Source organism: Pedobacter soli, from assembly GCF_900101435.1.
Taxonomy (GTDB): Bacteria; Bacteroidota; Bacteroidia; order Sphingobacteriales; family Sphingobacteriaceae; genus Pedobacter; species Pedobacter soli.
On record NZ_FMZH01000023.1, the window covers coordinates 1 to 24642 of the forward strand.

Annotated in this window: 22 protein-coding genes and 5 tRNA genes; 22 read left to right on the forward strand and 5 right to left on the reverse strand. The window is 38.8% G+C overall.

What is annotated here, in order from left to right; all coding sequences use genetic code 11:
• A partial coding sequence (locus BLR37_RS24700; RefSeq protein WP_279615750.1) for a group II intron maturase-specific domain-containing protein occupies positions 1–550 on the forward strand: 550 nt, incomplete at its 5' end.
• Between the two features lie 70 nt (positions 551–620).
• On the opposite strand, the gene BLR37_RS24705 is transcribed toward BLR37_RS24700, so the two are convergent.
• On the reverse strand, positions 621–944 hold the full coding sequence (locus tag BLR37_RS24705) for a hypothetical protein (protein WP_090773359.1): 324 nt from the start codon (positions 942–944) through the stop codon (positions 621–623).
• Between the two features lie 143 nt (positions 945–1087).
• Here BLR37_RS24705 and BLR37_RS25470 point away from each other — a divergent pair, with 143 nt between their 5' ends.
• The gene (locus BLR37_RS25470) at positions 1088–1246 is read left to right on the forward strand and encodes a hypothetical protein (protein ID WP_167356679.1); all 159 of its coding nucleotides are present in this window, start codon (positions 1088–1090) and stop codon (positions 1244–1246) included.
• Here the strand turns inward: BLR37_RS25470 and BLR37_RS24715 are convergent.
• From BLR37_RS24715 to BLR37_RS24725, 3 genes are all read right to left on the reverse strand, one after another.
• Positions 1243–1518, reverse strand: coding sequence for a hypothetical protein (locus BLR37_RS24715; protein WP_090773363.1), 276 nt, complete (start codon positions 1516–1518; stop codon positions 1243–1245). The genes BLR37_RS25470 and BLR37_RS24715 overlap by 4 nt on opposite strands.
• Before the next feature lie 115 nt (positions 1519–1633).
• Complete coding sequence (locus BLR37_RS24720; RefSeq protein WP_244154751.1) at positions 1634–2815, reverse strand: hypothetical protein; 1182 nt, start codon at positions 2813–2815, stop codon at positions 1634–1636.
• Between the two features lie 358 nt (positions 2816–3173).
• Entirely contained in the window at positions 3174–4925 is a 1752-nt protein-coding gene (locus tag BLR37_RS24725; RefSeq protein ID WP_039481984.1) for a lysophospholipid acyltransferase family protein, read from the reverse strand.
• A 94-nt stretch (positions 4926–5019) separates the two neighbouring features.
• Here BLR37_RS24725 and BLR37_RS24730 point away from each other — a divergent pair, with 94 nt between their 5' ends.
• The 3 genes from BLR37_RS24730 to BLR37_RS25475 all read left to right on the forward strand — a co-directional run bounded on the left by BLR37_RS24730 (position 5020) and on the right by BLR37_RS25475 (position 7773).
• Positions 5020–5916, forward strand: a complete 897-nt coding sequence (locus tag BLR37_RS24730; protein WP_090773365.1) for a ComEA family DNA-binding protein — start codon at positions 5020–5022, stop codon at positions 5914–5916.
• Positions 5917–6139: 223 nt separating this feature from the next.
• Positions 6140–7291 carry an acyl-CoA dehydrogenase family protein gene (locus BLR37_RS24735; RefSeq protein WP_090773367.1) on the forward strand — a complete coding sequence of 384 codons (1152 nt, stop codon included), beginning with the start codon at positions 6140–6142 and terminating at the stop codon, positions 7289–7291.
• A gap of 305 nt (positions 7292–7596) precedes the next feature.
• Positions 7597–7773, forward strand: a complete 177-nt coding sequence (locus tag BLR37_RS25475) for a DUF6496 domain-containing protein (protein WP_162996252.1) — start codon at positions 7597–7599, stop codon at positions 7771–7773.
• A gap of 198 nt (positions 7774–7971) precedes the next feature.
• Here BLR37_RS25475 and BLR37_RS24740 read toward each other — a convergent pair whose 3' ends face one another.
• Positions 7972–8355: a hypothetical protein gene (locus tag BLR37_RS24740; protein ID WP_090773369.1), complete on the reverse strand. Its 384-nt coding sequence runs from the start codon at positions 8353–8355 to the stop codon at positions 7972–7974.
• A gap of 167 nt (positions 8356–8522) precedes the next feature.
• Here BLR37_RS24740 and rpsU point away from each other — a divergent pair, with 167 nt between their 5' ends.
• The 17 genes from rpsU (at position 8523) to rpoC (ending at position 24241) form a co-directional block, all read left to right on the forward strand.
• Entirely contained in the window at positions 8523–8717 is a 195-nt protein-coding gene (gene rpsU / locus BLR37_RS24745) for a 30S ribosomal protein S21 (RefSeq protein WP_090773371.1), read from the forward strand.
• A 161-nt stretch (positions 8718–8878) separates the two neighbouring features.
• Positions 8879–9763: a tyrosine-type recombinase/integrase gene (locus tag BLR37_RS24750; protein ID WP_090773373.1), complete on the forward strand. Its 885-nt coding sequence runs from the start codon at positions 8879–8881 to the stop codon at positions 9761–9763.
• Positions 9764–9777: 14 nt separating this feature from the next.
• A complete protein-coding gene (gene hpf / locus BLR37_RS24755; RefSeq protein ID WP_039482001.1) occupies positions 9778–10125 on the forward strand; it encodes a ribosome hibernation-promoting factor, HPF/YfiA family in 348 nt (115 codons plus the stop codon).
• 570 nt (positions 10126–10695) lie between these two features.
• Positions 10696–10768, forward strand: a tRNA-Thr gene (locus tag BLR37_RS24760).
• A gap of 38 nt (positions 10769–10806) precedes the next feature.
• Positions 10807–10889 (forward strand) — tRNA-Tyr (locus tag BLR37_RS24765).
• 82 nt (positions 10890–10971) lie between these two features.
• Positions 10972–11047, forward strand: a tRNA-Gly gene (locus tag BLR37_RS24770).
• 73 nt (positions 11048–11120) lie between these two features.
• Positions 11121–11192 (forward strand) — tRNA-Thr (locus BLR37_RS24775).
• A 116-nt stretch (positions 11193–11308) separates the two neighbouring features.
• Positions 11309–12496 carry an elongation factor Tu gene (gene tuf / locus BLR37_RS24780; RefSeq protein WP_010601091.1) on the forward strand — a complete coding sequence of 396 codons (1188 nt, stop codon included), beginning with the start codon at positions 11309–11311 and terminating at the stop codon, positions 12494–12496.
• 56 nt (positions 12497–12552) lie between these two features.
• Positions 12553–12626 (forward strand) — tRNA-Trp (locus BLR37_RS24785).
• 91 nt (positions 12627–12717) lie between these two features.
• A complete protein-coding gene (gene secE / locus BLR37_RS24790; RefSeq protein WP_029279332.1) occupies positions 12718–12915 on the forward strand; it encodes a preprotein translocase subunit SecE in 198 nt (65 codons plus the stop codon).
• A 9-nt stretch (positions 12916–12924) separates the two neighbouring features.
• Complete coding sequence (gene nusG / locus BLR37_RS24795) at positions 12925–13464, forward strand: transcription termination/antitermination protein NusG (RefSeq protein WP_010601093.1); 540 nt, start codon at positions 12925–12927, stop codon at positions 13462–13464.
• A 311-nt stretch (positions 13465–13775) separates the two neighbouring features.
• Entirely contained in the window at positions 13776–14219 is a 444-nt protein-coding gene (gene rplK / locus BLR37_RS24800; RefSeq protein WP_090773375.1) for a 50S ribosomal protein L11, read from the forward strand.
• 20 nt (positions 14220–14239) lie between these two features.
• Positions 14240–14938, forward strand: coding sequence for a 50S ribosomal protein L1 (gene rplA, locus BLR37_RS24805; protein WP_025143259.1), 699 nt, complete (start codon positions 14240–14242; stop codon positions 14936–14938).
• 2 nt (positions 14939–14940) lie between these two features.
• Positions 14941–15462, forward strand: a complete 522-nt coding sequence (gene rplJ, locus BLR37_RS24810) for a 50S ribosomal protein L10 (protein WP_039482033.1) — start codon at positions 14941–14943, stop codon at positions 15460–15462.
• Between the two features lie 65 nt (positions 15463–15527).
• Positions 15528–15905, forward strand: a complete 378-nt coding sequence (gene rplL, locus BLR37_RS24815) for a 50S ribosomal protein L7/L12 (protein WP_010601097.1) — start codon at positions 15528–15530, stop codon at positions 15903–15905.
• A 157-nt stretch (positions 15906–16062) separates the two neighbouring features.
• The gene (gene rpoB, locus BLR37_RS24820) at positions 16063–19866 is read left to right on the forward strand and encodes a DNA-directed RNA polymerase subunit beta (protein ID WP_090773377.1); all 3804 of its coding nucleotides are present in this window, start codon (positions 16063–16065) and stop codon (positions 19864–19866) included.
• 88 nt (positions 19867–19954) lie between these two features.
• Positions 19955–24241, forward strand: coding sequence for a DNA-directed RNA polymerase subunit beta' (gene rpoC, locus BLR37_RS24825; RefSeq protein ID WP_090773379.1), 4287 nt, complete (start codon positions 19955–19957; stop codon positions 24239–24241).
• The last annotated feature ends 401 nt before the right edge of the window (positions 24242–24642 follow it).

Here is a 24642-nt window from a genome sequence, read left to right on the forward strand (position 1 = left end):
CTATCTGGAAGACGGGCTGAAACTGAAGGTTAACAGGATGAAGAGTAAGGTCAGCAGGCCGAGTGAAAGCAACCTCCTTGGGTTTTCATTCTATGGTAGCAAAGAGGGATGGAAGATGCGAATTTCATCCAAATCTCTAAGAGCGATCAAAGAGAAAATACGTGAGCAGACCAAACGGAATCAGCCCCTTCCATTGTATCAACGGATATCAAAGCTTAAGGAAATCATCCATGGTTGGGTCAACTACTTCTCTATTGCAAATGCAAAGGGATACATGGAAAAACTGGACGAATTGATGAGAACCAGGCTGCGTATTGTTCTTTGGAAACAATGGAAGGGCATAACGGGCAGAGCCAGGAATCTGATGAAGGTGGGCGTAGTGAAATCAAGGGCTTATCAGCTGGCTAATACCCGCAAGGGATATTGTAGAACTGCAAACAGTCCCACACTACGTACTACACTTAACAAAAAGTTCTTTATGGGGCTTGGGCTTGACGGATTTGGGAATTATTACTATTGGAAAACGACACACCAAACGAAGTTATTCTGACAAACCGCCGTATACCGAACGGTACGTACGGTGGTGTGAGGAGACAGCAGGGAAACTAATTCCCTGCTTCTTACTCGATTTTAGCTTCTGCTTCTACTTCCTTTACAGGCGCTTTTGCTTTTTTTGCTGCAACCACCTTAACTGGTTTTTCTTTAACCGGAGTAATAACAGTTTTTTCTTCTTTAATAAACGGGGCTATTGAGTCATCCGTAGCTGGGATAGTTACTTTTTTAGCTAATTGTTTGGCAAACTTCTCGATCACTTTATCTGCTTTTTTGGTTTTGCCGTAAGCAAGAACCACCTCTTCGAAGGCTGTTGCTAATTTAGATGCTAATTCTTTACGTACTTTTTTGCTTGCTGAATGGTTTCGGGATTTTGCTTTATTTTTTTTCATCGAACTTAAAATGGATATCCCCAAAGATATGTTAACTAAGAATGAAATCAATATTATCTTTCTGTTAACTTGTTCGTTATGAGTTAACACATAAAATATTTATGGGTATATTTATTAGTGCGGATGTGTTAAAGCTTAAGGTTATGAATATAAATTATCCAATTTTAATAGGCGTTATTGTACTGGTGGTGCTCCTAGTTGGTTACCTGATCTGGAAAAACCAAAAGGATGAAAAGAAGTTTGAAAAGGATACTATAGATGCCGAACTACCTCCTGAAAAAGACGACAAGGAGAATGTTTAGAAATTAACTCCCGGCGCTACATCACCACCTAAATCCAGTGTGTTTTGGAAGGCTTCGAGGTAGCCAAGCAAATGGCGTTCAGCATTGGCATACGAAGTAAATGTTGAAGCGGGTACATTGGCTTCCTGCTCGCTCGTGTTTTTAAAATGCGAGCTCACCTGAAAGGTAAAGGTTTTATCGTTGTTAATTGGCGACAGGATCCGGGCCTTAACCGGATGGCCATGAATTTCGACAAAAAACTCTTTGATAACAGTATAGATGATAGCAGCCATGGGTTATTCTCCTTTAAGGATAAAAATACTGTAAATAAGCTGTTAATCTACTTGTTATTAATAAGATAATGTTTTTTTAATATTAATTTAACTTAAGCTTAATCTTTGTGGTGCTTTAACGCCTCGTAGGCTCGTAGGCATAAACAACCTCGTATTTAATGTTTTTAAGCTTATCAGCCAGCTGACCGATTTTTAAATCCTGAGCCTGCGGGGTTGGTTCGCAGAAGGAATACTTTTTGCCTTTATAAGTAATAAAATCGCCTACAGGTTTATCAAACTGCACTGCCATAGTGAGGTGAGTGGGGTAGAGCAGGGCCACCATAGGTAAATTATAAATTTCTTTAACCAGGTAAAAAAACAACGCGGCCCGGTCATCGCAATCGCTGTATTTGTTTAACAGGGTTTGCTCTGGAGATAGTCTTTTTTCTGCCCCAAAGTTTTGCTCGTCATTCTCATATAAAAAGGCATACCGGGTAAAACGCATCAGATAATCAACTCCTTTTTTCTGATCCATACCTTTTAAATTATTCTTTAAAATCGGAATCAGTGAGCTGTAGGTTTCGCGGCTTAGCGGAATGTTAAAGTAGCTTTCGAAATCGACACCGGGATAGTTTTTAAAAATAGCCTGTACGTCTTCATTCACCTTTAACTTAAAGTGGTAAATTTTTTGACGGTAGCTAAATTCTACATCTTTTTCAGCATAATTTTCAGGCTTAAAATCTGGCATGCGTGTAACTTTGTACGAAAAAGCATTTTTGGCTTCCGGAATGGTGATGTTAACTGGCTTATAAGCATCAGCTTGTTTAAACAGCTTTCCGTAATCATGGTAATTGAGGCACATGTACTTTTCGCCATCGATCATGAAAAACGGAATGTCGCTGATGTTCTCTTCATTCCTCACATAAAAAATAACCTGATCGTTACCCACGGCTACCCTTGCATCATAACCACACTTGCTTAATAAAAACCATTTGTACAACGTATAGCGAAAATAATTATCAGCTTTTGGGCTAATCTGTTCTGCTGTTTTACGAATTAGCTGGTAATAAATCCAGTCGTTAAGGTCGTACTGCTCCTGGTATTTTTTTAACGCACTGATTAAAGGTTCATAATGGCCTGCCGATACATACTTGTAAAATTGTGCGGTTTCGGCGGCGGTTGCTTTTTGTGCAGTTTGAAAAACAATTGTAGAATCGATACTAAAATTGAAAGTGCCATTATAAAAATCAAAAGAGTAGTTCTGTCCCTTTGCCGTAACCGCATTTAACGACAGGCAGGCGAACAAAAACGCACTCAAAAAATATGTATAAATCCTTCTTTTCAAACCACCTTAATATTTGGTTACATTAAATTTACTTATAATTAACATAAATGCAACAATTTCTTTATGTTAAGCTCAATAATCAGCTTAATGAAAAATTAACACTGCTGAAGAGTAATACTGTTGTAGTGGTAGAAAAAAATCGTTTTAAGAATGCTTATCAGCGAAGGGGGGGAATCAGTAAAAGAAAATTTATTTATAACATTTCATTAATACCGGCTTAACAAGCTGCCTGTACTTTTGTGACATAAATATTTGGTTAGTATTTATAAAGTTTAGGTTAGTTGATAATAAAAAACCCAGATGGATGTCTGGGTTTTTTTATTGCTTAAAATTATAAGTTCTTGCCAAGTTTTTCCAGCATCTCTGGTGGAATGTTGTGCGTATCTACCACTAAGAAACCATCCAGGCAATCGGAAAATTTCGGGTCGATATTGAAAGAAATGATCTTCGCATTCAGGTTCATGTACTGCCTTAACAGTACCGGTATTTTGATATGCGAGTTTTCGATATCGCCAATAATACTATCCAGGTCTTTAAACGACTCGCTGCTATCTACTAAAGTATCGGTAGCAATGGGCAATAAATCGGCCTTAAATTTATTTCTCGGTTTAACATATTTGGCCATTTCGTAATCGAAGTGGTTTTTGGTAATGTAATCTACAATCAGTGCCTTACTAAACTTCGAAAAATTATTGCTGATACTTACCGGACCAAACATGTAGCGGTATTGCGGGTTATCAATCAGGTATTTCAAAATACCTTTCCAAAGTAAGAACAATGGAAGCGGCTTACCCTGGTACTCTTTTCTGATCCATGAGCGGCCCAGTTCGATTCCTTGTCTCAACATCGGATAAAACTGGTCTTTCATTTTAAACAACTCTGAAAGGTAGAAACCACGGCGCCCCATGCTTTCTAAAATTTCGTCGCCTTTACCAATACGGTAGGCACCTACAATATTTTCAAGGTCCTTATCCCAAATAAACAAGTGGTTATAGTAAATATCGTAGTTGTCTAGGTCGATTTTTTTGTTGGTACCTTCGCCTACCTCGCGGAAAGTGATTTCGCGCAAGCGGCCAATTTCCCTTAAGATGTTCGGGATTTTTAATGTCGGAACAATATAAACCTCATAGTTTTTCTCGGTCCAAACCTTAAAATCTTCCAGCTGATCTACTTCTCCTTTAATCAGCACGCGCGAAGTTTCTTCAATTACATCAGCTGCCTTCTTTTTAATTTTGAACAGATTAAGCGGGTTGAAGAGTTTTTTCTCGGTATCTAAACCAATTCCCAGTGCATAGGTACGGGCCCTTAAAAAGTCCATCAGCTTATTGCTGCTGTTCATGTGCGAAATTTCGGAAACCGCAATTGGTTTACCAATTCTTACTTTAATGGTACGGCCATGCTTGTTTAAAAACTCAGAAGGTAATTTGGCTGTACGCAGGGTAGGGTGGATAAAGCTCAGGATATTAAAAAACACACCATTGTTACCATGGAAATAAATAGGAACTACCGGTACCTTTGCTTTGGCAATCAGTTTTCCAACCACAGGATGCCACATCCTGTCGGTTACCTGTTGTGCATCCAGCTTAAAGGTCGAAACCTCGCCAGCAGGGAAAATTCCAATTGGCGTTCCGTTTCTAAGTAAATCGAAAGTTGTTTTTAAACCGCTGATGCTTGAGGAATGCTGCACGTTTTCGAAAGGGTTAACAGCAACAAAAAACTCGTCCAGGTTCGGGATTTTCTTCAAAATGAAGTTTACCATCACCTTTGCATCGGGGCGTACCGTACATAAAAGCTTAACCAGGGCAAGGCCTTCAACACCACCGTAAGGATGGTTGGCAATGGCAATAAACGGACCAGTTTTGGGTATGCTGTTTAAATCATCTTCATCAAATTCGATAGAAACGCCAATGGTTTCTAATATTTTATCTACAAATTCTAAACCTTTAAAGTGCTGGTTTTGAGCAAAAACGTCATTAATGTCGTTCAGTTTCATGATCTCCATCATCAAACCTGCCAAACCCGGTACACCCAGCTTATCAATCTTGGTTGCTTTCGCAAACTCAGATGTAGTAATAATCTTCATATAAATTCTTTGTGGCGTTGATAGGCAAAACCTATACTGTTTGCAATCCCAAAAATAAGATTTATATTTATAATACACATGTCATATCACATCTATGAGAATTTGGCTCAACAAACATTTCGGTTTTAGCAAAGGCGAATTCAATGGCTTGTTGTTTCTGGTGCTGCTCATTATTGTAATTAAAGCCATACCTTTTATATATGATTACTATAAGCCGGTTGAAAAAGACGGCCCTTTACTTTTATCCCGGATTCAACAATTAAAGGTATTAGATGAAGAACGCCAGGTTTATACCGGCGAACGGACTGAGCGTGGCAATACACCGAAAAATATTCGTTTTTTTAATTTTGATCCCAATACTTTACCGGTACAAGGCTGGCAAAGTTTTGGATTATCGCCCAAACAGGCTGCAGCTATTGTAAACTATACCCGCAAAGGTGGCCGGTTTTATAAGCCCGAAGATCTTCAGAAAATGTACACCATTTCGCCTGAGCTGTACCGTAAATTGCTGCCTTATGTTCAGATAGCGCCAAAACCTGCCGGTGCTGATAAAAGTTTTACCCCCTTTGAAAGGAAAGCTTATGTGAAGAAAACGGTAATTGTAGATATTAACACAGCCGACTCTGCACAGCTGGACGAAATAAAGGGAATAGGAGGTACTTTTGCCAAGCGGATTATTAAATACCGAGAGCGTTTGGGTGGATTTTACAAAACAGAACAGTTAATGGAGGTGTATGGCCTGGATGAGCAAAAATATGCTGAAATTAAAGATCAGGTTTCAATTGGTAAGGCCGTTCTTAAAACCATCAATATCAATACTGCAGTTTTTAACGATTTAAAAAGTAATCCCTATTTGTCGTTCAAACAGATTAATGCCATTATCCAATACCGCAAACAGCATGGTAATTACAACGGAATTGACGATTTAAAAAAGGTTGTGCTTTTAAATCAGGAAGTGATTGATAAGATAAGCCCTTATATTTCTTTTTAGTGGCAGATGCAGATTTAGCCTGACTGGATTTTATCAGACTGGACTTAAGGTTGTAAAAAAAATAAAAAAAAGTTTTTCGGCTAATTTGAAGGTTTAAAATTTAAAGGCCTAACTAATTGAACCAAATACCATTTCATTCTGCAATTGCGCAAATATTTAATGGTAATTAACTATCAAATAAATGTTTATCATTGCTGCAACTAACTATTAAAATATAAACCTGATGAGCGTGAGCTTTGATTTTTCGGAAACAGAAACTCAGCAAAGTGTGCGGACAATGGTCAGCGATTTTGCAGAAAAAAACATTCGTCCATATATTATGGAATGGGATGAAACCCAGCATTTCCCCGTTGAACTGTTTAAGCAACTTGGCGAACTGGGCGTTATGGGTGTTTTAGTGCCCGAAGCTTATGGGGGAGCCGGATTGGGCTACCAGGAGTATGTTGATGTTATTGTTGGGGTAGCACGGGTTTGTGGCTCAATTGGCTTATCGCTGGCAGCACACAATTCTTTATGTACGGGGCACATTTTGGCTTTTGCCAACGAAGAACAAAAACAAAGATGGCTGCCAAAACTGGCAAGCGCCGAGTGGATTGGCGCCTGGGGCTTAACCGAAGCCAATACAGGTTCGGATGCCTTAAGAATGATGACTACCGCTGTTGAGGATGGCGATGACTATATTATTAATGGTGCTAAAAACTGGATTACCCACGGTAAAAGCGGTGATATTGCAGTTGTAATGGTTCGTACTGGCGAAAAGGGGAGTTCTAAAGGGATTTCTGCTATTGTGGTTGAACGTGGCACGCCGGGCTTCTCGGCCGGAAAAAAAGAAAATAAACTGGGCATGCGAGCTTCAGAAACCACTGAAATGGTTTTTGATAATTGCCGTGTACCCAAAGCCAATTTATTGGGTAATGTTGGCGAAGGTTTTAAACAGGCTATGAAAGTTTTGGATGGCGGCCGTATCTCGATTGCCGCATTGGCACTTGGGATTGCCAGGGGAGCTTTTGATGCTGCTGTAGCTTACTCGAAACAACGCCAGCAATTTGGTCAGCCAATTTCGAACTTTCAGGCCATTAGTTTTAAGCTGGCCGATATGGCAACTGAAATTGAGGCGGCCGAATTATTGATCCGCCAGGCGGCAGATTTAAAAAACAGGCACCTGCCCATGACAAAGGAAGCAGCCATGGCTAAATATTTTGCCTCGGAGGTTTCGGTAAAAGTAGCAACAGAGGCTGTTCAGATTTTTGGCGGTTATGGTTACACCAAAGATTTCCCGGTAGAGAAGTTTTACCGCGACAGTAAATTATGCACCATAGGCGAGGGGACATCGGAAATACAGAAGATTGTGATTGCCCGGGAAGTTTTAAGTTAAGCAGAAAGACTAAAGCTTAAAGACCAAAGCAACTTCACACTATTAAAGAAACAACAAACCAAATATATTATGAGTAATCCGGACGGTTTAACTACCTCCGGATTTTTTTATTTAAAATTTATAAAACCAGCCTGCTTAATCTTATGTTTTTTTAATGACCAATGACCAATGACCAATGACCAATGACCAATGACCAATTAGAGATAATCAATGTACAATAACCAATGGACAGTGGGCAATGGACAAATTAACCAATGGCGAATAAACAAATGAACCATTGAACTAATGACTAATGAACAAAGCATATGGCAAAGTATTCAGAAAAAGCTGGTGAGAAAGTAGAAAAAACCATGCACGAAATGAAAGAAGGGAAATTGAAAAGTGGATCAGGTAAAAAAGTGACCTCTAAAAAACAGGCTATAGCGATCGGTTTATCAGAAGCACGAAAAGAAGGTGCGAAGGTACCGAAGAAGAAAAGCTAATTTTTAAGCGGAAAGACTAAAGCTTAAAGACCAAAGCTGCCGGGCATGAAGCCAGTTTGAAGCGTAAAGCGCTTAAGTCTTTTTCACCACCTAAGACATTTAAGGGCATCTAAGCTTTCCGCTTTGGTCTTTGCGCTTTTAGCTTATTTCAGGATCTTGCTTTCTGCTTTAGTCTTTGGACTTTCAGCTTCTTTCTGCTCATTGAATATCCTTGCTTGTTAAAATACTATCCACTACATATACGCTAAAGCCGGGCCATGGTAGGGTATTTTTATATTCTTTATAATGTAGCTCGTAAAATTTACCGCTATTGGCCATCATTTTATCGGCGATTGCTTTATTGGCAATAGAAAATTCGAATTCATTGTTCTGTACAGTTCCGGTTTGGCGCGATTTAATACCGCTTTGGATTAGTTTTCCTTCGTAGGTTTTAAAGATGTAGCCTTTTTTTACTACGTAATTTAATTCGCCGGCTTTAACACCTTCGCCGAAAACGAAGAAGTAACGGTAATAACAGATTGCTGCCAGTAAGAGAACAATTACTACTGCAATAATGGTGATTGCTTTTTTGCCTGTTGTCATAGTATAAATAGTTTAGTTAAATGTAAGTAAAGAACAGTTTAATTGGGCTAATGATTTTAATAAAAATTCTTTTAAAAAAGCTTTCTCATTTTCAATAATTTACTTACATTTGCAGCCCCGATAACACGGATAAATTTAAAAACCACGAGAGGAGGTATTTCAGCGTTATGATCATTATCAACATTAAAGACGGCGAATCATTAGATAAAGCCCTTAAACGTTTCAAGAAAAAGTTTGAAAAAACTGGTGTGTTAAGAGAACTACGTAGCCGTCAGGCATACGAGAAGAAATCTGTTACTCGTCGTACTGAAATTAAACATGCTGTTTACATTCAGAATATGAATCAAGATACAACTGCATAGTTGTTTACGATATAATATATAAAAGCTCTCCGGATGTAAATCGGGAGAGCTTTTTTGTTTTTAAAGGAATCGAAAACTTTACAATAAACAATTAATTAATGATTTCTTTATATCAAAACTATTTGTAACTTCATATCAGTACCCGCTCAAAATGATATGGCATGTTGCTAAAAAGTTTTATCACATATTTAACTCACGAGAAACGCTATTCTCAGCACACCGTTACTTCTTATCAAGCCGATTTAGAACAGTTTGAAGGGTATATCCAAAATACATTCGAGCTTCAGTTTTTAGCGGTAAAACATACCCACCTCAGGAGCTACCTGGTTGATTTAATGGAACAGGAAAATGCCGAAACCACTATCAACCGTAAAATATCGGCCATACGCAGTTTTTACAAATTTTTACTTAGGGAAGGGAAGATAGATCAAAACCCTACCGTTTTAATTAAGGCGCCTAAAATTCCCAAAAGACTGCCGGTGTTTGTTGATGCGCAAAAAATGGATCATTTACTGGATTCTGACCATTATTTTGATACCAGTTTCCCTTCCGTACGCAACCACGTAGTGATTGAGCTGCTTTTTGGTACTGGGATACGTTTAACTGAATTACTACAATTAAAGGATACCGATATAGATGTTTACTCGGGCACGATCAAAGTTTTGGGTAAAAGAAACAAGGAGCGCATTATCCCAATAAATAAATCGCTTATCAATCAGCTAAATACCTATATCGAACAAAAAAAGTTGCAAAACTTTAATAACAATTTGCTTATCTTAATCGTTACCAATACAGGTGCCGCGGCATATCCGAAATTAATATACCGCATTGTTACCGAATACCTAAAACACGTATCAACCCATGAAAAGAAAAGTCCACATGTGTTGCGGCATAGCTATGCAACAAGCCTGTTAAATGCAGGAGCAGATTTAAATGCAATAAAAGAATTATTAGGCCACGCCAGTTTAGCGGCCACACAGGTTTACACCCATAATTCGATCGAAAGATTAAAAACAATTTATAAACAAGCCCACCCAAAGGCGTAAAAAAAGGAGGAAAAATGAAAATCGGAGTTCAATCAATCCATTTCAATGCAGACAGTAAGTTGTTAGACTTTATCCAGAAAAAAGCAAATAAACTCGATCAGTTTTTTGATCAGATCATTAGCGGCGAAGTGTATTTAAAGTTAGAGAACGTAGAGGATGAAGCCAATAAAATCAGTGAGATTAAACTTATTGTGCCAGGAGGGACCTTATTCGCTAAAGAACAATGTAAATCATTTGAAGAAGCCACCGACCTGGCTATCGAATCGTTAAGAAAGCAAATTACGAAACATAAGGATAAAACGCGTGCAAAATTAAGTGAGCATAAAGCCATTTTAAGCGAAAGCGAAGCAGCAGATTATTAATACTAAGTAGAAAATTAATAAAAAAGGAAGCAGTGCAATTTAAAATGCACTGCTTTTTTGTGAAAAGGTGAGGTGATTTTTTTAAAATGAACAGTTTTTGATCGAAAAAAAGATGCATTCAACGGGCATGATTGATCAAAAATTATATTTTTTTTGCCCCTGATTTCAATTAATTCATTTGGTTTTTGAATAAAAAATGAACTAAAGCAGGGCAATTTTATTTTTTTTGAAAATTATTTGGTTGCTTATTTCAGGTGAGTATTCTGGTTGTTATTCGTAAAGCCTGGTTTTTTAGAAAATGGAGCGAAAAAAAGTGAAAAAAATATTCAATTTTAAGCGGTTGATTACTAAGCCAATTCGGCCGGTTTAATGAAATGGACGAAAAAACTTCTCCATTTTTTTTCAAATTTATTTTGAAGTGAAATATAAGTGTGTATATTTGCATTCCCTTTCGGAAAGGGCGTTACGCCAACAAGAAAAGGGTTGTTCTTTAAAAAGATAAAAGTTTTAAAAATACACGCTAATAGTATGAAAAATGAAGATTTTTCGTATCATTGCACAAAATTTAAAGCCTCCTTAGCTCAGCTGGTAGAGCAACTGACTTGTAATCAGTAGGTCATTGGTTCGATTCCGATAGGAGGCTCTTTTTATTTTAAAGTGTTAGCATTTTAAGATAAAGTTGGGGAGATACCAGAGCGGCCAAATGGGACAGACTGTAACTCTGTTGTCGTAAGACTTCGAAGGTTCGAATCCTTCTCTCCCCACACTTTAAATGAATGAATGACCAAATGTTTTACTGATCAGACCGGTCATTCATTCGTTCAATCAATCACTAATTTTTTAAAAGCGGAAGTAGCTCAGTTGGTAGAGCGATAGCCTTCCAAGCTATAGGTCGCGAGTTCGAACCTCGTCTTCCGCTCCAATAAATTAGAAAGTGGGCAGTTAAGGAATAAGGTTTTGAAATTAAAGCCAAATGCTGAAACTGAAAACTAAAAGCCGACTTAGCTCAGCGGTAGAGCACTTCCTTGGTAAGGAAGAGGTCGTGGGTTCAATTCCCATAGTTGGCTCAGGTATAATAAAGCTTTGTTAAATCTGTTTAGGCGGAGTAACAAGGTTTTTTGTGTTGAAAAAACAATAAATAAGAAATAATAAAAAGTTAACCTACTAATTAGTTATAAATAAAATGGCAAAAGAAAAATTTGACCGCAGTAAACCGCACTTAAACATCGGTACAATTGGTCACGTGGATCACGGTAAAACAACTTTAACAGCGGCTATTACAAAAGTTTTAGCTGATGCTGGTTTAACTGAGGCACGTTCATTCGATTCTATTGACTCTGCTCCAGAGGAAAAAGAAAGAGGTATCACTATCAATACAGCTCACGTTGAGTATTCAACAGCTAACCGTCACTATGCACACGTTGACTGTCCAGGTCACGCGGATTACGTGAAAAACATGGTTACTGGTGCTGCTCAAATGGACGGTGCAATTATCGTTGTTGCTGCTACTGATGGTCCAATGCCACAAACTCGTGAGCACATCTTGTTAGCTCGTCAGGTTGGTGTGCCTTCATTAGTTGTATTCATGAACAAAGTGGATATGGTTGATGATCCAGAATTATTAGAACTAGTTGAAATGGAAGTTCGTGAATTATTATCATTCTACGAATTCCCAGGTGATGATATTCCAGTAATCCAAGGTTCTGCTTTAGGTGGATTAAACGGAGATGCTAAATGGGTTGGTAAAATCATGGAATTAATGGATGCTGTAGATAGCTACATTCCAATTCCTCCACGTTTAACTGATCTTCCTTTCTTAATGCCTGTTGAAGACGTATTCTCAATCACTGGTCGTGGTACTGTTGCTACTGGTCGTATTGAGCGTGGTGTAATCAACTCTGGAGATCCAGTTGAGATCTTAGGTATGGGTGCTGAGAACTTAAAATCTACAGTAACTGGTGTTGAGATGTTCCGTAAAATCTTAGATTACGGTGAGGCTGGTGATAACGTAGGTTTATTGTTACGTGGTATTGAGAAAACTGATATCCGTCGTGGTATGGTAATCTGTAAACCAGGTTCAGTAACTCCTCACACTGATTTCAAAGCTGAGATCTATGTATTATCAAAAGCAGAAGGTGGTCGTCACACTCCATTCTTCAACAAATATCGTCCTCAATTCTATTTCCGTACCACAGACGTAACTGGTGAGATCTCACTAGCTGAAGGAACTGAAATGGTAATGCCAGGTGATAACGTTACAATCACTGTTAAGTTAATTAACGCGATTGCAATGGAAAAAGGTCTACGTTTCGCTATCCGTGAAGGTGGTAGAACAGTAGGTGCTGGTCAGGTAACTGAAATCTTAGCTTAATTTTAAGCTGCAACAATACAAAAAGAGCTGGTTCAGGCTAGCTCTTTTTAAAATACACGGGAATAGTTCAACGGTAGAATAGAGGTCTCCAAAACCTTTGATCAGGGTTCGAATCCTTGTTCCCGTGCCAAAATAATGATTGAATTAGTGAATTTTTAATGATTGAATGTATTTTACATCCAGTCTCTCACTAGCTCAATCATTTAATCATTATAATAAATATGGCTAAAGTAGTTGAGTTTATAAAAGAATCGTACGATGAAATGACCCAGAAGGTTACCTGGCCTACATGGGGCGAACTGCAAAGTTCTGCAATTCTGGTATTGGTGGCTTCTTTAATTATTGCATTGGTAATTTTTGCAATGGACAAAGGATCTACATTTGTGTTAGATACTTTTTATAAATCACTTTCTAATTAATATTTACGAATGAGCGATCTAAAGTGGTACGTTGTAAGGGCGGTAAGCGGTAAAGAAAAGAAAGTAAAACAGTACATTGATGCTGAGATCAGCCGTTTAGGTTTCTCTCATTTGGTTCCTCAGGTGTTAATCCCGATGGAAAAATATTACCAAATGAAAGACGGTAAAAAAATTGCCAAAGAACGTAACTTTTACCCTGGTTATGTGTTAATCGAAGCCACCTTAGACGGTGAGTTAGAGCACATCATTAAAGGTATCAATAGTGTAATTGGTTTCCTTGGCGATAAAGCCGGTAATCCAATTCCAATGCGCCAGGCAGAAGTTAACCGCATTTTAGGTGTGGTTGATGAAATGAGTGAGCAAGGCGAAACCATGAATGTACCTTACTATGTTGGCGAAAACATCAAAGTAATGGACGGACCTTTCAACGGTTTCTCTGGTATTATCGAAGAGGTAAACGAAGAGAAGAAAAAACTGAAAGTAATGGTTAAAATCTTCGGCCGTAAAACTCCGCTTGAGTTGAATTACATGCAGGTAGAAAAAGAGTAAGCAATTAATAAGATATTTAGAAACCCCGGTTAATCCGGGGTTTTTTTATGCGATAACTTTAGAATACTAACAATAACACCCTTCTTGTTGATAGTTAAATGCAGCTTACTTATTAACCTCAGTCTTTCAGGAAGATTGATAATTTAACAGAATACGAAATAATTAAAATTATTTTTTATCGATACTATTGTTTTACTGTAAGTTAATCCATATCTTTGCAGTCCTTTAAGCTTTATAGGAGCTCTAAGGAAATAAAATGTTACATGCTTCCACTATTTAACATTGAGTTTTAAATAAATAAAAAACACAAAATGGCAAAAGAAATCAGTGCGATGATCAAATTACAGATCAAAGGCGGAGCTGCAAATCCATCGCCACCGGTAGGACCTGCATTGGGTGCTAAAGGGGTGAACATCATGGAGTTTTGCAAACAATACAATGCTCGTACCCAAGATAAAGCAGGTAAAGTATTGCCGGTTGTAATTACTGTTTATGCTGATAAGTCATTTGATTTCATCATCAAAACCCCTCCTGTAGCTATTCAGTTGAAAGACGCGACTAAATTACAGAGTGGTTCTGCTGAGCCTAACCGTAAAAAAGTTGGTTCAGTGACTTGGGACCAAATCAAAGTTATTGCTGAAGATAAAATGCCGGATTTAAACGCATTTACAATCGAGTCGGCAATGAGTATGGTTGCTGGTACAGCACGTAGTATGGGAATCACCGTATCTGGTGATGCACCCTGGAAAAATTAATTAAAAAACAGTTTACAACAGTGGCGAAATTAACTAAAAATCAAAAAAAGGCGCATGCTAAAATAGAAGCTGGTAAAGCTTATACTTTGAAGGATGCTGCTGCTTTGGTAAAAGAAATCACTACTACTAAATTCGATGCTTCAGTTGATATTGATGTATCTTTAGGTGTAGATCCGCGTAAAGCCAATCAAATGGTTCGTGGTATTGCTACTTTACCGCACGGAACAGGTAAAACTGTACGTGTTTTAGCTTTGGTAACTCCTGATAAGGAAGAAGAAGCGAAAGCAGCTGGCGCAGACTTCGTAGGTTTAGACGAGTATGTAGCTAAAATTGAAGGTGGTTGGACCGATGTAGACATTATTATCACTACACCAGCTTGTATGGCTAAGGTAGGTAAATTGGGCCGTGTTTTAGGTCCAAGGAACTTAATGCCTAACCCAAAGTCAGGTACAGTTACTAACGAAGTTGGTAAAGCTGTAACTGAGGTTAAAGCAGGTAAGATTGATTTTAAAGTAGACAAAACGGGTATCATACACGCCTCGATAGGAAAAGTATCATTCCCGGCAGATAAAATTTATGAGAACGCACTTGAAATTATTCAGGTGATTTCAAAACTAAAACCATCTGCTGCTAAAGGAACTTATTTTAAGAGCATTCACGTGTCTTCTACAATGAGTCCTGGAATTGCAATTGAAACCAAATCAGTAGCGGGGATCTAATCATGAACAGAGAAGAAAAAAACGAAGTAGTTTTAGAACTACAAGGACAAATGCAAGAGTTTGGCAATTTTTATATTGCTGATACTTCTAGCCTTTCTGTTGAGCAGATTAATAACATCCGTCGCAAATGTTTTGAAGGCGATATCGTAATGAAAGTTGCTAAAAACTCTTTAATCCGCAAAGCGATTGAAGGTTTAGAAGGCGACGCTTCTGAGATATACGAAGCATTAAAAGGTTCATCATCATTATTATTCTCAAAAACAGCTAATGCTCCGGCTAAGTTGATTAAAGCTTTGAGAAAAACATCTGATAAACCAGTGCTTAAAGCAGCATTTATAGATTCATCAGTATACGTTGGCGATGACCAATTAAATAACTTAGTAAGCTTGAAATCAAGAGAAGAGCTTATCGGAGATATCGTTGGATTATTACAATCACCAGCTAAAAATGTTCTATCTGCACTTCAATCAGGCGGTAGCAAAATTGCAGGAATTGTTAAAACTCTACAAGAAAGAGAAGGTTAACGAACACCTTAAGTTCGCAAATTAAACAAAATTATTTTTACGTAAATTTTTAAAATCTTAATAAAATGGCAGATTTAAAAGCGTTTGCTGAGCAATTAGTAAACTTAACAGTTAAAGAAGTTAATGAATTAGCTCAAATCTTAAAAGATGAGTATGGTATTGAGCCTGCAGCTGCTGCTGTAGTTGCTGGTCCTGCTGCTGGTGGTGATGCACCTGCTGCTGCTGCAGAAAAAACATCTTTTGATGTAATCTTAAAAGAAGCTGGTGGTCAGAAATTAGCAGTTGTAAAACTTGTTAAAGACTTAACTGGTTTAGGTTTGAAAGAAGCTAAAGACTTAGTAGACGGAGCACCAAAAGAATTAAAAGCTGGTGTTGCTAAAGACGAAGCAGAAGCTCTTAAAAAACAATTAGAAGAAGCTGGAGCAGTAGTTGAGATTAAGTAATCACTTAACTTAGCTAAGCTAAAAATGTATTAGACACCGACTGAAAATGTCGGTGTCTTTACCTGTTTATAAACATCTCATTTTGTTTGGTTAATGAGCTTGTTTGAAATTCGAACCAAACAAATAGTTTATTCTTAAACTAAAATCTTTTAGTCCATTGGCAAAGACAGTCGAACAAAGAGTAAATTTTGCAACTAGTAAGCACATTATAGACTATCCGGATTTTCTGGATGTGCAATTGCAATCATTCAGAGAATTTTTCCAGATAGATACCACATCAGACGATCGCTCTAGCGAGGGTTTGTTCAAAGTGTTTGCTGAAAACTTTCCAATAACAGATTCGAGAAATATCTTCGTATTAGAATTTCTTGATTATTTTGTTGATCCGCCGCGTTACGATATACACGAGTGTATTGAGCGTGGATTAACCTACAATGTTCCATTAAAAGCAAAGCTTAAGCTTTCTTGTAATGATGTAGAACATGAGGATTTTGAAACCATTATCCAGGATGTGTATTTAGGTACTATCCCGTATATGACACCAAAAGGTACATTTGTTATCAACGGTGCAGAACGTGTTATCGTTTCGCAATTACACCGTTCTCCGGGTGTGTTCTTCGGCCAAAGCCGTCACACTAACGGAACCAAATTGTATTCTGCTCGTGTTATTCCTTTCAAAGGTTCATGGATCGAGTTTGCTACAGACGTTAATAACGTAATGTACGCTTACATCGATCGTAAGAAAAAATTCCCGGTTACCACTTTATTACGTGCTATCGGTTACGATTCTGATAAAGACATCTTAGAACTTTTCGATCTTGCTGACGAAGTAAAAGTTAGTAAATCAGGTTTAAAGAAATACATCGGTCGTAAACTGGCTGCAAGGGTATTGAAGAAATGGGTTGAAGATTTTGTAGATGAAGATACAGGTGAGGTAGTTTCTATCGACCGTAATGAAGTGATTCTTGAAAGAGAAACCGTTTTAGAAGACGAACACATCGATATGGTTATTGAAGCAGGTGTTAAAACCATTATCCTTTCTAAGGAAGATGGAGCTAGCCAGGCCGATTATACCATTATATATAATACATTACAAAAAGATACATCAAACTCAGAGAAAGAAGCTGTTGAAAACATCTACCGTGCTTTGCGTAACGCAGAACCACCTGATGAGGAAACTGCCCGTGGTATCATTGACCGTTTATTCTTCTCGGATAAACGTTACGATTTAGGTGATGTTGGTCGTTACCGCATCAACCGTAAGTTGAAAATGAATACCCCTGATGATGTAAAAGTATTAACGAAAGCAGATATTATTGCAATTGTTAAATACCTGATCAAATTGATCAACTCTAAAGAAGAGGTGGATGATATCGATCACTTATCAAACCGTCGTGTACGTACGGTAGGTGAGCAGTTGTACGCACAATTCGGTGTAGGTTTAGCCCGTATGGCCAGAACTATCCGTGAGCGTATGAACATCCGCGATAATGAGGTGTTTACACCAACTGATTTGATTAACGCCCGTACGTTATCATCAGTAATCAACTCTTTCTTTGGTACAAACCAGTTATCTCAGTTCATGGATCAAACCAATCCATTGGCAGAGATTACGCACAAACGCCGTTTATCAGCTTTAGGTCCGGGTGGTTTATCCCGCGAGCGTGCTGGTTTCGAGGTACGTGACGTTCACTACACGCACTACGGTCGTTTATGTACAATTGAAACTCCGGAGGGACCAAACATTGGTTTGATTTCATCACTTTGTGTGCATGCAAAAATCAACAATTTAGGTTTCATTGAAACTCCATACAAACGCGTTGAAGATGGTAAAGTAGTTGTAGATTCAGACGTTATCTATTTATCGGCAGAAGATGAGGATGGTAAAACCATTGCTCAGGCTAACGCTGAGTATGATGATAAAGGTGTGTTCTCTACGCCACGTGTTAAAGCACGTTACGAGGGTGACTTCCCGATTATCGAGCCTGAGAAATTAGACTTGATGGACGTTGCACCTAACCAGATTACTTCAATTGCTGCTTCGTTAATTCCATTCTTAGAACATGATGATGCGAACAGGGCGTTGATGGGATCGAACATGCAACGTCAGGCCGTACCATTGTTACGTCCTGAAGCACCAATCGTTGGTACAGGTTTGGAAGGTCGCGTTGCCCGCGATTCAAGAACTTTGATCAATGCAGAAGGTGACGGTGTTGTAGAATATGTAGATGCAAACGAAATTACCATTAAATATGAGCGTAACGAAGATGATCGTTTAGTTTCATTTGAAGGTGATAGCAAAACATACCGTTTAATCAAGTTCAAAAAAACAAACCAGAATACCTGTATCAACTTAAAACCAATCGTTAAGAAAGGTCAAAAAGTTAGTAAAGGTCAGGTACTATGCGAAGGTTATGCTACTGAAGATGGCGAATTGGCATTGGGTAGAAACTTAAAAGTGGCATTCATGCCTTGGCAAGGTTTCAACTTTGAGGATGCGATTGTAATCAATGAGCGTATTGTTCGTGATGACGTTTTCACTTCATTGCATATTGAAGAGTTTGAATTAGAAGTACGTGATACTAAACGTGGAGAAGAGGAATTAACACCAGATATCCCGAACGTTTCTGAAGAGGCTACAAAAGACCTTGATGAAAATGGTATTATCCGTATCGGTGCTGAAGTAAAAGAAGGTGATATTTTAATTGGTAAGATTACCCCTAAAGGTGAGTCTGATCCTTCACCGGAAGAGAAATTACTACGTGCAATCTTTGGTGATAAAGCAGGTGATGTTAAAGATGCGTCTTTAAAAACTCCTCCTTCAATCCAGGGTGTGGTAATTGATACTAAATTATTCAGCCGTGCTAAGAAAACTACCAAAGCTGAAGAAAAATCGGCAATTGAGAAGTTAGATAAAGGCTATAACACCGTAACTGATAAGTTAAAGAACGAATTGGTTGACAAATTATTCGCTATCGTAAACGGAAAAACATCGCAAGGTGTATTTAACATTTACAAAGAATTATTGGTTGCCAAAGGCGCTAAATTTACTCAGAAAATTTTAGCAGAGCTTGATTATAACCACATTAGCCCTAACAAATGGACTACTGATGATGATAAAAACGAGCTGATTAAAATGTTGCTTCATAACTACGGTATCCGTGTTAACGAAGAACTTGGAGCTTACAAACGCGATAAATTTGCGATCAGTGTAGGTGATGAGCTTCCATCGGGTATTGTACAAATGGCAAAAGTTTATGTTGCTAAAAAACGTAAGTTAAAAGTAGGTGATAAAATGGCAGGTCGCCACGGTAACAAAGGTATTGTTGCACGTATTGTACGTGATGAAGATATGCCTTTCTTAGCTGATGGTAGCCCGGTTGATATCGTGTTGAACCCACTAGGTGTACCTTCACGTATGAACCTTGGTCAGATCTACGAAACCGTATTGGCCTGGGCCGGTAAAGAATTGGGTGTTAAATTTGCTACCCCGATTTTTGATGGTGCTACGCACGATGAGGTTGAAGAGTGGATTGCTAAAGCGGGTGTTCCTGCTTCAGGAAAAACCTACTTATACAATGGTTTAACAGGTGAGCGTTTCGATCAGACCACAACTGTAGGTATTATCTACATGTTGAAACTAGGTCACATGGTTGATGATAAGATGCACGCCCGTTCAATCGGACCATACTCATTGATTACACAACAACCATTGGGTGGTAAAGCCCAGTTCGGTGGTCAGCGTTTTGGTGAGATGGAGGTTTGGGCATTAGAAGCATTCGGTGCTGCTAATATTCTTCAGGAGATCTTAACCGTTAAGTCGGATGATGTAATCGGAAGGGCCAAAACTTACGAAGCCATTGTTAAAGGTGAAAACCTACCAACTCCGGGTGTACCAGAATCGTTTAACGTATTGGTACATGAGTTACGCGGTTTAGGTTTAGATATTACGTTAGACTAAGTATTGAGTATTAAAGTATCAAGTAGCAAGACGGGTAATCCGATCTTGATACTTGATACTAAGTACTTGCTACTAAAAACAAAAAGATATGTCTTACAAAAAGGATAATAAATTAAAAAGCAATTTCACATCAATCACGATTAGCTTATCGTCTCCGGAAACTATTCTGGAACGTTCAAGTGGTGAGGTGTTGAAACCAGAAACCATTAACTACCGTACTTACAAACCTGAGCGTGATGGTTTGTTCTGTGAGCGTATTTTTGGTCCGGTAAAAGATTACGAATGTCATTGCGGTAAATACAAACGTATCCGTTATAAGGGTATTGTTTGTGATCGTTGTGGTGTTGAAGTAACTGAAAAGAAAGTACGTCGTGAGCGTATGGGGCACATCGCTTTGGTGGTTCCTGTTGCACACATCTGGTATTTCCGTTCTTTACCAAACAAAATCGGTTATTTATTAGGTTTACCTACTAAAAAATTAGATTTAATTATCTATTACGAACGTTACGTAGTTATCCAATCAGGCTTAATGGCTGAAGAAGGTATCAACTATATGGACTTCTTAACTGAGGAAGAATATTTAGATATCTTAGATAAATTACCTAAAGAAAACCAATACCTGGATGATAAAGATCCTAATAAATTCATCGCCAAAATGGGTGCTGAAGCATTAGAAGATTTATTAAAACGTATTGATTTAGATACTTTATCTTACGACTTACGTCACCAGGCTGCTAACGAAACTTCTCAGCAGCGTAAAAATGAGGCGTTAAAACGTCTTCAGGTTGTAGAAGCTTTCCGTGGTGCCAATACACGTATCGAGAATCGCCCTGAGTGGATGATTGTTAAAATCGTTCCGGTTATTCCACCAGAATTACGTCCGTTGGTGCCATTAGAAGGTGGTCGTTTCGCTACTTCAGATTTAAATGATTTATACCGTCGTGTAATTATCCGTAACAACCGTTTAAAACGTTTGATCGAGATTAAAGCACCAGAGGTAATTTTACGTAACGAAAAACGTATGTTACAGGAAGCTGTAGATTCGTTATTCGATAACTCACGTAAAGTTAACGCGGTAAAAACTGAAGGTAACCGTGCCTTAAAATCACTTTCAGATATTTTGAAAGGTAAACAAGGTCGTTTCCGTCAGAACTTATTGGGTAAACGTGTGGATTACTCGGCACGTTCGGTAATTGTTGTAGGGCCTAGCCTTAAATTACACGAGTGCGGTATTCCTAAAGATATGGCTGCTGAGCTTTACAAACCATTCATCATCCGTAAGATGATTGAACGTGGTGTGGTAAAAACAGTTAAATCAGCTAAGAAAATTGTAGATAGAAAAGATCCTTTAGTTTGGGATATCCTGGAGAACGTATTAAAAGGTCACCCGGTATTATTAAACCGTGCACCTACTCTTCACAGATTAGGTATCCAGGCTTTCCAGCCAAAACTAATTGAAGGAAAAGCAATCCAGTTACACCCATTAGTTTGTACCGCATTCAACGCCGATTTTGACGGTGACCAGATGGCTGTCCACTTACCACTAGGTAACGCAGCAATTTTGGAAGCCCAGGTATTAATGCTGGCTGCACACAACATCTTAAACCCTGCGAACGGTACTCCAATTACCGTACCTTCTCAGGACATGGTCCTTGGGCTTTATTATATTACTAAAGGCCGCAGAACTGATGAAACAAGAGTGGTTAAAGGACAGGATTCTGCTTTTTATTCTCCGGAAGAAGTAATTATTGCTTATAACGAGAAAGAATTAGACTTGCACGCATTTATCAAAGTAAGGGTAAATGTGAAACAAGCTGATGGCACTATCGCTAACAAATTAACCGAAACTACTGTTGGTAGAGTATTATTCAACCAGTTGGTTCCGGAAGAAGTGGGTTATATCAACGAGTTATTAACTAAAAAATCGTTAAGAGATATTATCGGTGAAGTAGTTAAAATGACTGGTATGGCACGTGCTTCTCAGTTCCTTGATGATATCAAAGAATTAGGTTTCAAAATGGCGTTCCAGGGAGGTTTATCGTTCAACTTACAAGACGTAAACATTCCGGTAGAGAAACATACATTATTAGAGCAGGCTGCAGCAGAAGTTGAAGAGGTAAGAAACAACTATAACATGGGTTTCATTACCAACAACGAACGTTACAACCAGATTATCGATATCTGGACCCGTATCAACAACAGGTTAACTACTTTCGTTATGACTCAGTTATCGTCAGATAACCAGGGCTTTAACTCGGTTTACATGATGCTTGACTCGGGAGCACGTGGATCTAAAGAGCAGATTCGTCAGCTTTGCGGTATGCGTGGTTTGATGGCTAAGCCTCAAAAATCAGGTTCAGGTGGCGATATCATTGAAAACCCGATTTTATCAAACTTTAAAGAGGGTTTATCGGTATTAGAGTACTTCATCTCTACACACGGTGCGCGTAAAGGTTTGGCCGATACGGCCTTAAAAACTGCCGATGCGGGTTACTTAACCCGTCGTTTGCATGACGTTGCTCAGGATATGATTGTTAACGATGAGGATTGTGGTACTTTAAGAGGTATGTACACAACCGCATTGAAAGATAACGAAGATATTGTTGAACCATTATACGAGCGTATTTTAGGTCGTACATCATTACACGATGTGTACAATCCTTTAAGTGGTGAGTTATTGGTAGCTGCTGGTCAGGATATTGATGAAGATGTAGCTAAAACAATTGAAGAATCGCCGCTTGAAGGTATCGAAATCCGTTCGGTATTAACCTGCGAGTCTAAACGTGGTGTTTGTGCCTTATGTTATGGCCGTAACTTAGCGTCTGGTAAACGTGTTCAAAGAGGTGAGGCAGTTGGTGTAATTGCAGCACAGTCAATCGGTGAGCCGGGTACACAGTTAACACTTCGTACTTTCCACGTGGGTGGTACTGCATCAAACATTGCTGCAGAATCTAACATCGTAGCTAAGTTTGATGGTGTGGTTGAGTTCGAAAACATTCGTACTGTAGATACACAAACTGAAGATGGTACCGTACAGGTTGTATTGGGCCGTTCAGGTGAGTTTAGAATTGTTGAGCCAGGAAGCGGTCGTGTGATCGTAACCAACAACATTCCTTACGGTGCATATTTATTCGTTAAAGAAGGCGATAAAGTAACTAAAGGCGATAAAATTTGTTCGTGGGATCCGTACAACGCGGTTATCCTTTCAGAGTTTGCCGGTAAAGCACAATTCGATGCCATTATCGATGGTGTAACTTACCGTGAAGAATCTGATGAGCAAACTGGTCACCGCGAAAAAGTAATTATCGATACCCGTGATAAAACTAAAAACCCTTCAGTTCAGATTGTTGACAAAAAAGGTGAATTTATCAAAGGTTATAACATTCCGGTAGGAGCTCACGTTTCAGTTGATGAAGGTGAATCCATCCAAACTGGTCAGATTATTGCTAAAATCCCGCGTGCAACTGGTAAAACCCGAGATATTACGGGTGGTTTACCTCGTGTAACCGAACTATTTGAAGCCCGTAACCCATCTAACCCGGCTGTAGTAACCGAAATTGATGGTGTGGTAACTTTAGGTGGCGTTAAACGTGGTAACCGCGAAATTACAATCGAATCGAAAGATGGTGAAGTTAAAAAATACCTTGTTCCATTGTCGAAACACATCCTTGTACAGGATAACGACTTTGTGAAAGCAGGTATGCCATTATCTGATGGTTCAATTTCTCCGGCTGATATCCTTGCAATTAAAGGCCCTGCAGCTGTTCAGGAATACTTAGTAAATGGTATCCAGGAGGTTTACCGTTTACAAGGTGTGAAAATTAACGATAAGCACTTCGAGGTGATTGTTCACCAGATGATGCAGAAAGTTCACATCGAGGATCCGGGAGATACTATTTTCTTAGAAAACAACGCGGTAGATCGTTGGGACTTCTCAGAAGAAAACGATGCGATGTACGACAAGAAAGTTGTTGAAGACGCAGGTGATTCGACTGAATTCAAACCAGGTCAGATTGTATCATTACGTAAATTAAGAGACGAAAATTCTCAGTTAAAACGTAAAGATTTAAAACAGATTACGGTGAGAGATGCAAGACCGGCAACTGCCAGTTCAATTCTACAAGGTATTACCCGTGCATCATTAGGTACTAAATCGTTCATTTCTGCGGCTTCGTTCCAGGAAACTACGAAAGTATTAAATGAGGCAGCGATTGCAGGTAAACGCGATAACATGTTAGGCTTGAAAGAAAACGTGATCGTAGGTCACTTAATCCCTTCAGGTACTGGTGTACGTGGTTACGAGCGTATCATTGTAGGTTCTCAAGAAGAATACGACAAATTATTGGCTTCGAAACAAGAAGAAGTAGAAGCTTAATATTTAAGCGCATGATAATTGAAACCCCGGCATTTTGCCGGGGTTTTTTTGTTTAGTGCGCCGGGCATGGCAATCAACTATAGGGTTCAAGTCCCGAACACGCTTTGCAGTAGGAAGTGTTAGCTTAAGACAAGGGTGTCGTGGGCGACTGCGAATCTGAAGGAAGTCCGAGGCAAAAATGGGGGCTTACGAACAGAAACTGTATATGAGGCGGATCTAGTCCGGGTGATGTTGCTAAACAAACAGAAGCCCAATACTGCACGGGGACTATTACGTAGATACAGGGGCCACATCCATAGGAAGTAGATTGTCTTACCCCGGGAGATCTGAATGAGTTCTGTCAAGAGTAAGCGCGATTACAGGAGAAGAAACATTTAGCAGTGATGCTAAATGCCTCAATC

What these genes read in the sequence shown, in the direction of transcription:
- rplJ (WP_039482033.1), top strand. Translation starts at nt 14,941, where the DNA reads ATGAACAGAGAAGAAAAAAACGAAGTAGTTTTAGAACTACAAGGACAA.
- rplL (WP_010601097.1), top strand. Translation starts at nt 15,528, where the DNA reads ATGGCAGATTTAAAAGCGTTTGCTGAGCAATTAGTAAACTTAACAGTT.
- BLR37_RS25475 (WP_162996252.1), top strand. Translation starts at nt 7,597, where the DNA reads ATGGCAAAGTATTCAGAAAAAGCTGGTGAGAAAGTAGAAAAAACCATG.
- BLR37_RS24725 (WP_039481984.1), bottom strand. Translation starts at nt 4,925, where the DNA reads ATGAAGATTATTACTACATCTGAGTTTGCGAAAGCAACCAAGATTGAT.
- hpf (WP_039482001.1), top strand. Translation starts at nt 9,778, where the DNA reads ATGAAAATCGGAGTTCAATCAATCCATTTCAATGCAGACAGTAAGTTG.
- BLR37_RS24705 (WP_090773359.1), bottom strand. Translation starts at nt 944, where the DNA reads ATGAAAAAAAATAAAGCAAAATCCCGAAACCATTCAGCAAGCAAAAAA.
- BLR37_RS24750 (WP_090773373.1), top strand. Translation starts at nt 8,879, where the DNA reads ATGTTGCTAAAAAGTTTTATCACATATTTAACTCACGAGAAACGCTAT.
- rpsU (WP_090773371.1), top strand. Translation starts at nt 8,523, where the DNA reads ATGATCATTATCAACATTAAAGACGGCGAATCATTAGATAAAGCCCTT.
- secE (WP_029279332.1), top strand. Translation starts at nt 12,718, where the DNA reads ATGGCTAAAGTAGTTGAGTTTATAAAAGAATCGTACGATGAAATGACC.
- tuf (WP_010601091.1), top strand. Translation starts at nt 11,309, where the DNA reads ATGGCAAAAGAAAAATTTGACCGCAGTAAACCGCACTTAAACATCGGT.
- nusG (WP_010601093.1), top strand. Translation starts at nt 12,925, where the DNA reads ATGAGCGATCTAAAGTGGTACGTTGTAAGGGCGGTAAGCGGTAAAGAA.
- BLR37_RS24715 (WP_090773363.1), bottom strand. Translation starts at nt 1,518, where the DNA reads ATGGCTGCTATCATCTATACTGTTATCAAAGAGTTTTTTGTCGAAATT.
- rplK (WP_090773375.1), top strand. Translation starts at nt 13,776, where the DNA reads ATGGCAAAAGAAATCAGTGCGATGATCAAATTACAGATCAAAGGCGGA.
- BLR37_RS24735 (WP_090773367.1), top strand. Translation starts at nt 6,140, where the DNA reads ATGAGCGTGAGCTTTGATTTTTCGGAAACAGAAACTCAGCAAAGTGTG.
- BLR37_RS24730 (WP_090773365.1), top strand. Translation starts at nt 5,020, where the DNA reads ATGAGAATTTGGCTCAACAAACATTTCGGTTTTAGCAAAGGCGAATTC.
- rpoC (WP_090773379.1), top strand. Translation starts at nt 19,955, where the DNA reads ATGTCTTACAAAAAGGATAATAAATTAAAAAGCAATTTCACATCAATC.
- BLR37_RS25470 (WP_167356679.1), top strand. Translation starts at nt 1,088, where the DNA reads ATGAATATAAATTATCCAATTTTAATAGGCGTTATTGTACTGGTGGTG.
- BLR37_RS24740 (WP_090773369.1), bottom strand. Translation starts at nt 8,355, where the DNA reads ATGACAACAGGCAAAAAAGCAATCACCATTATTGCAGTAGTAATTGTT.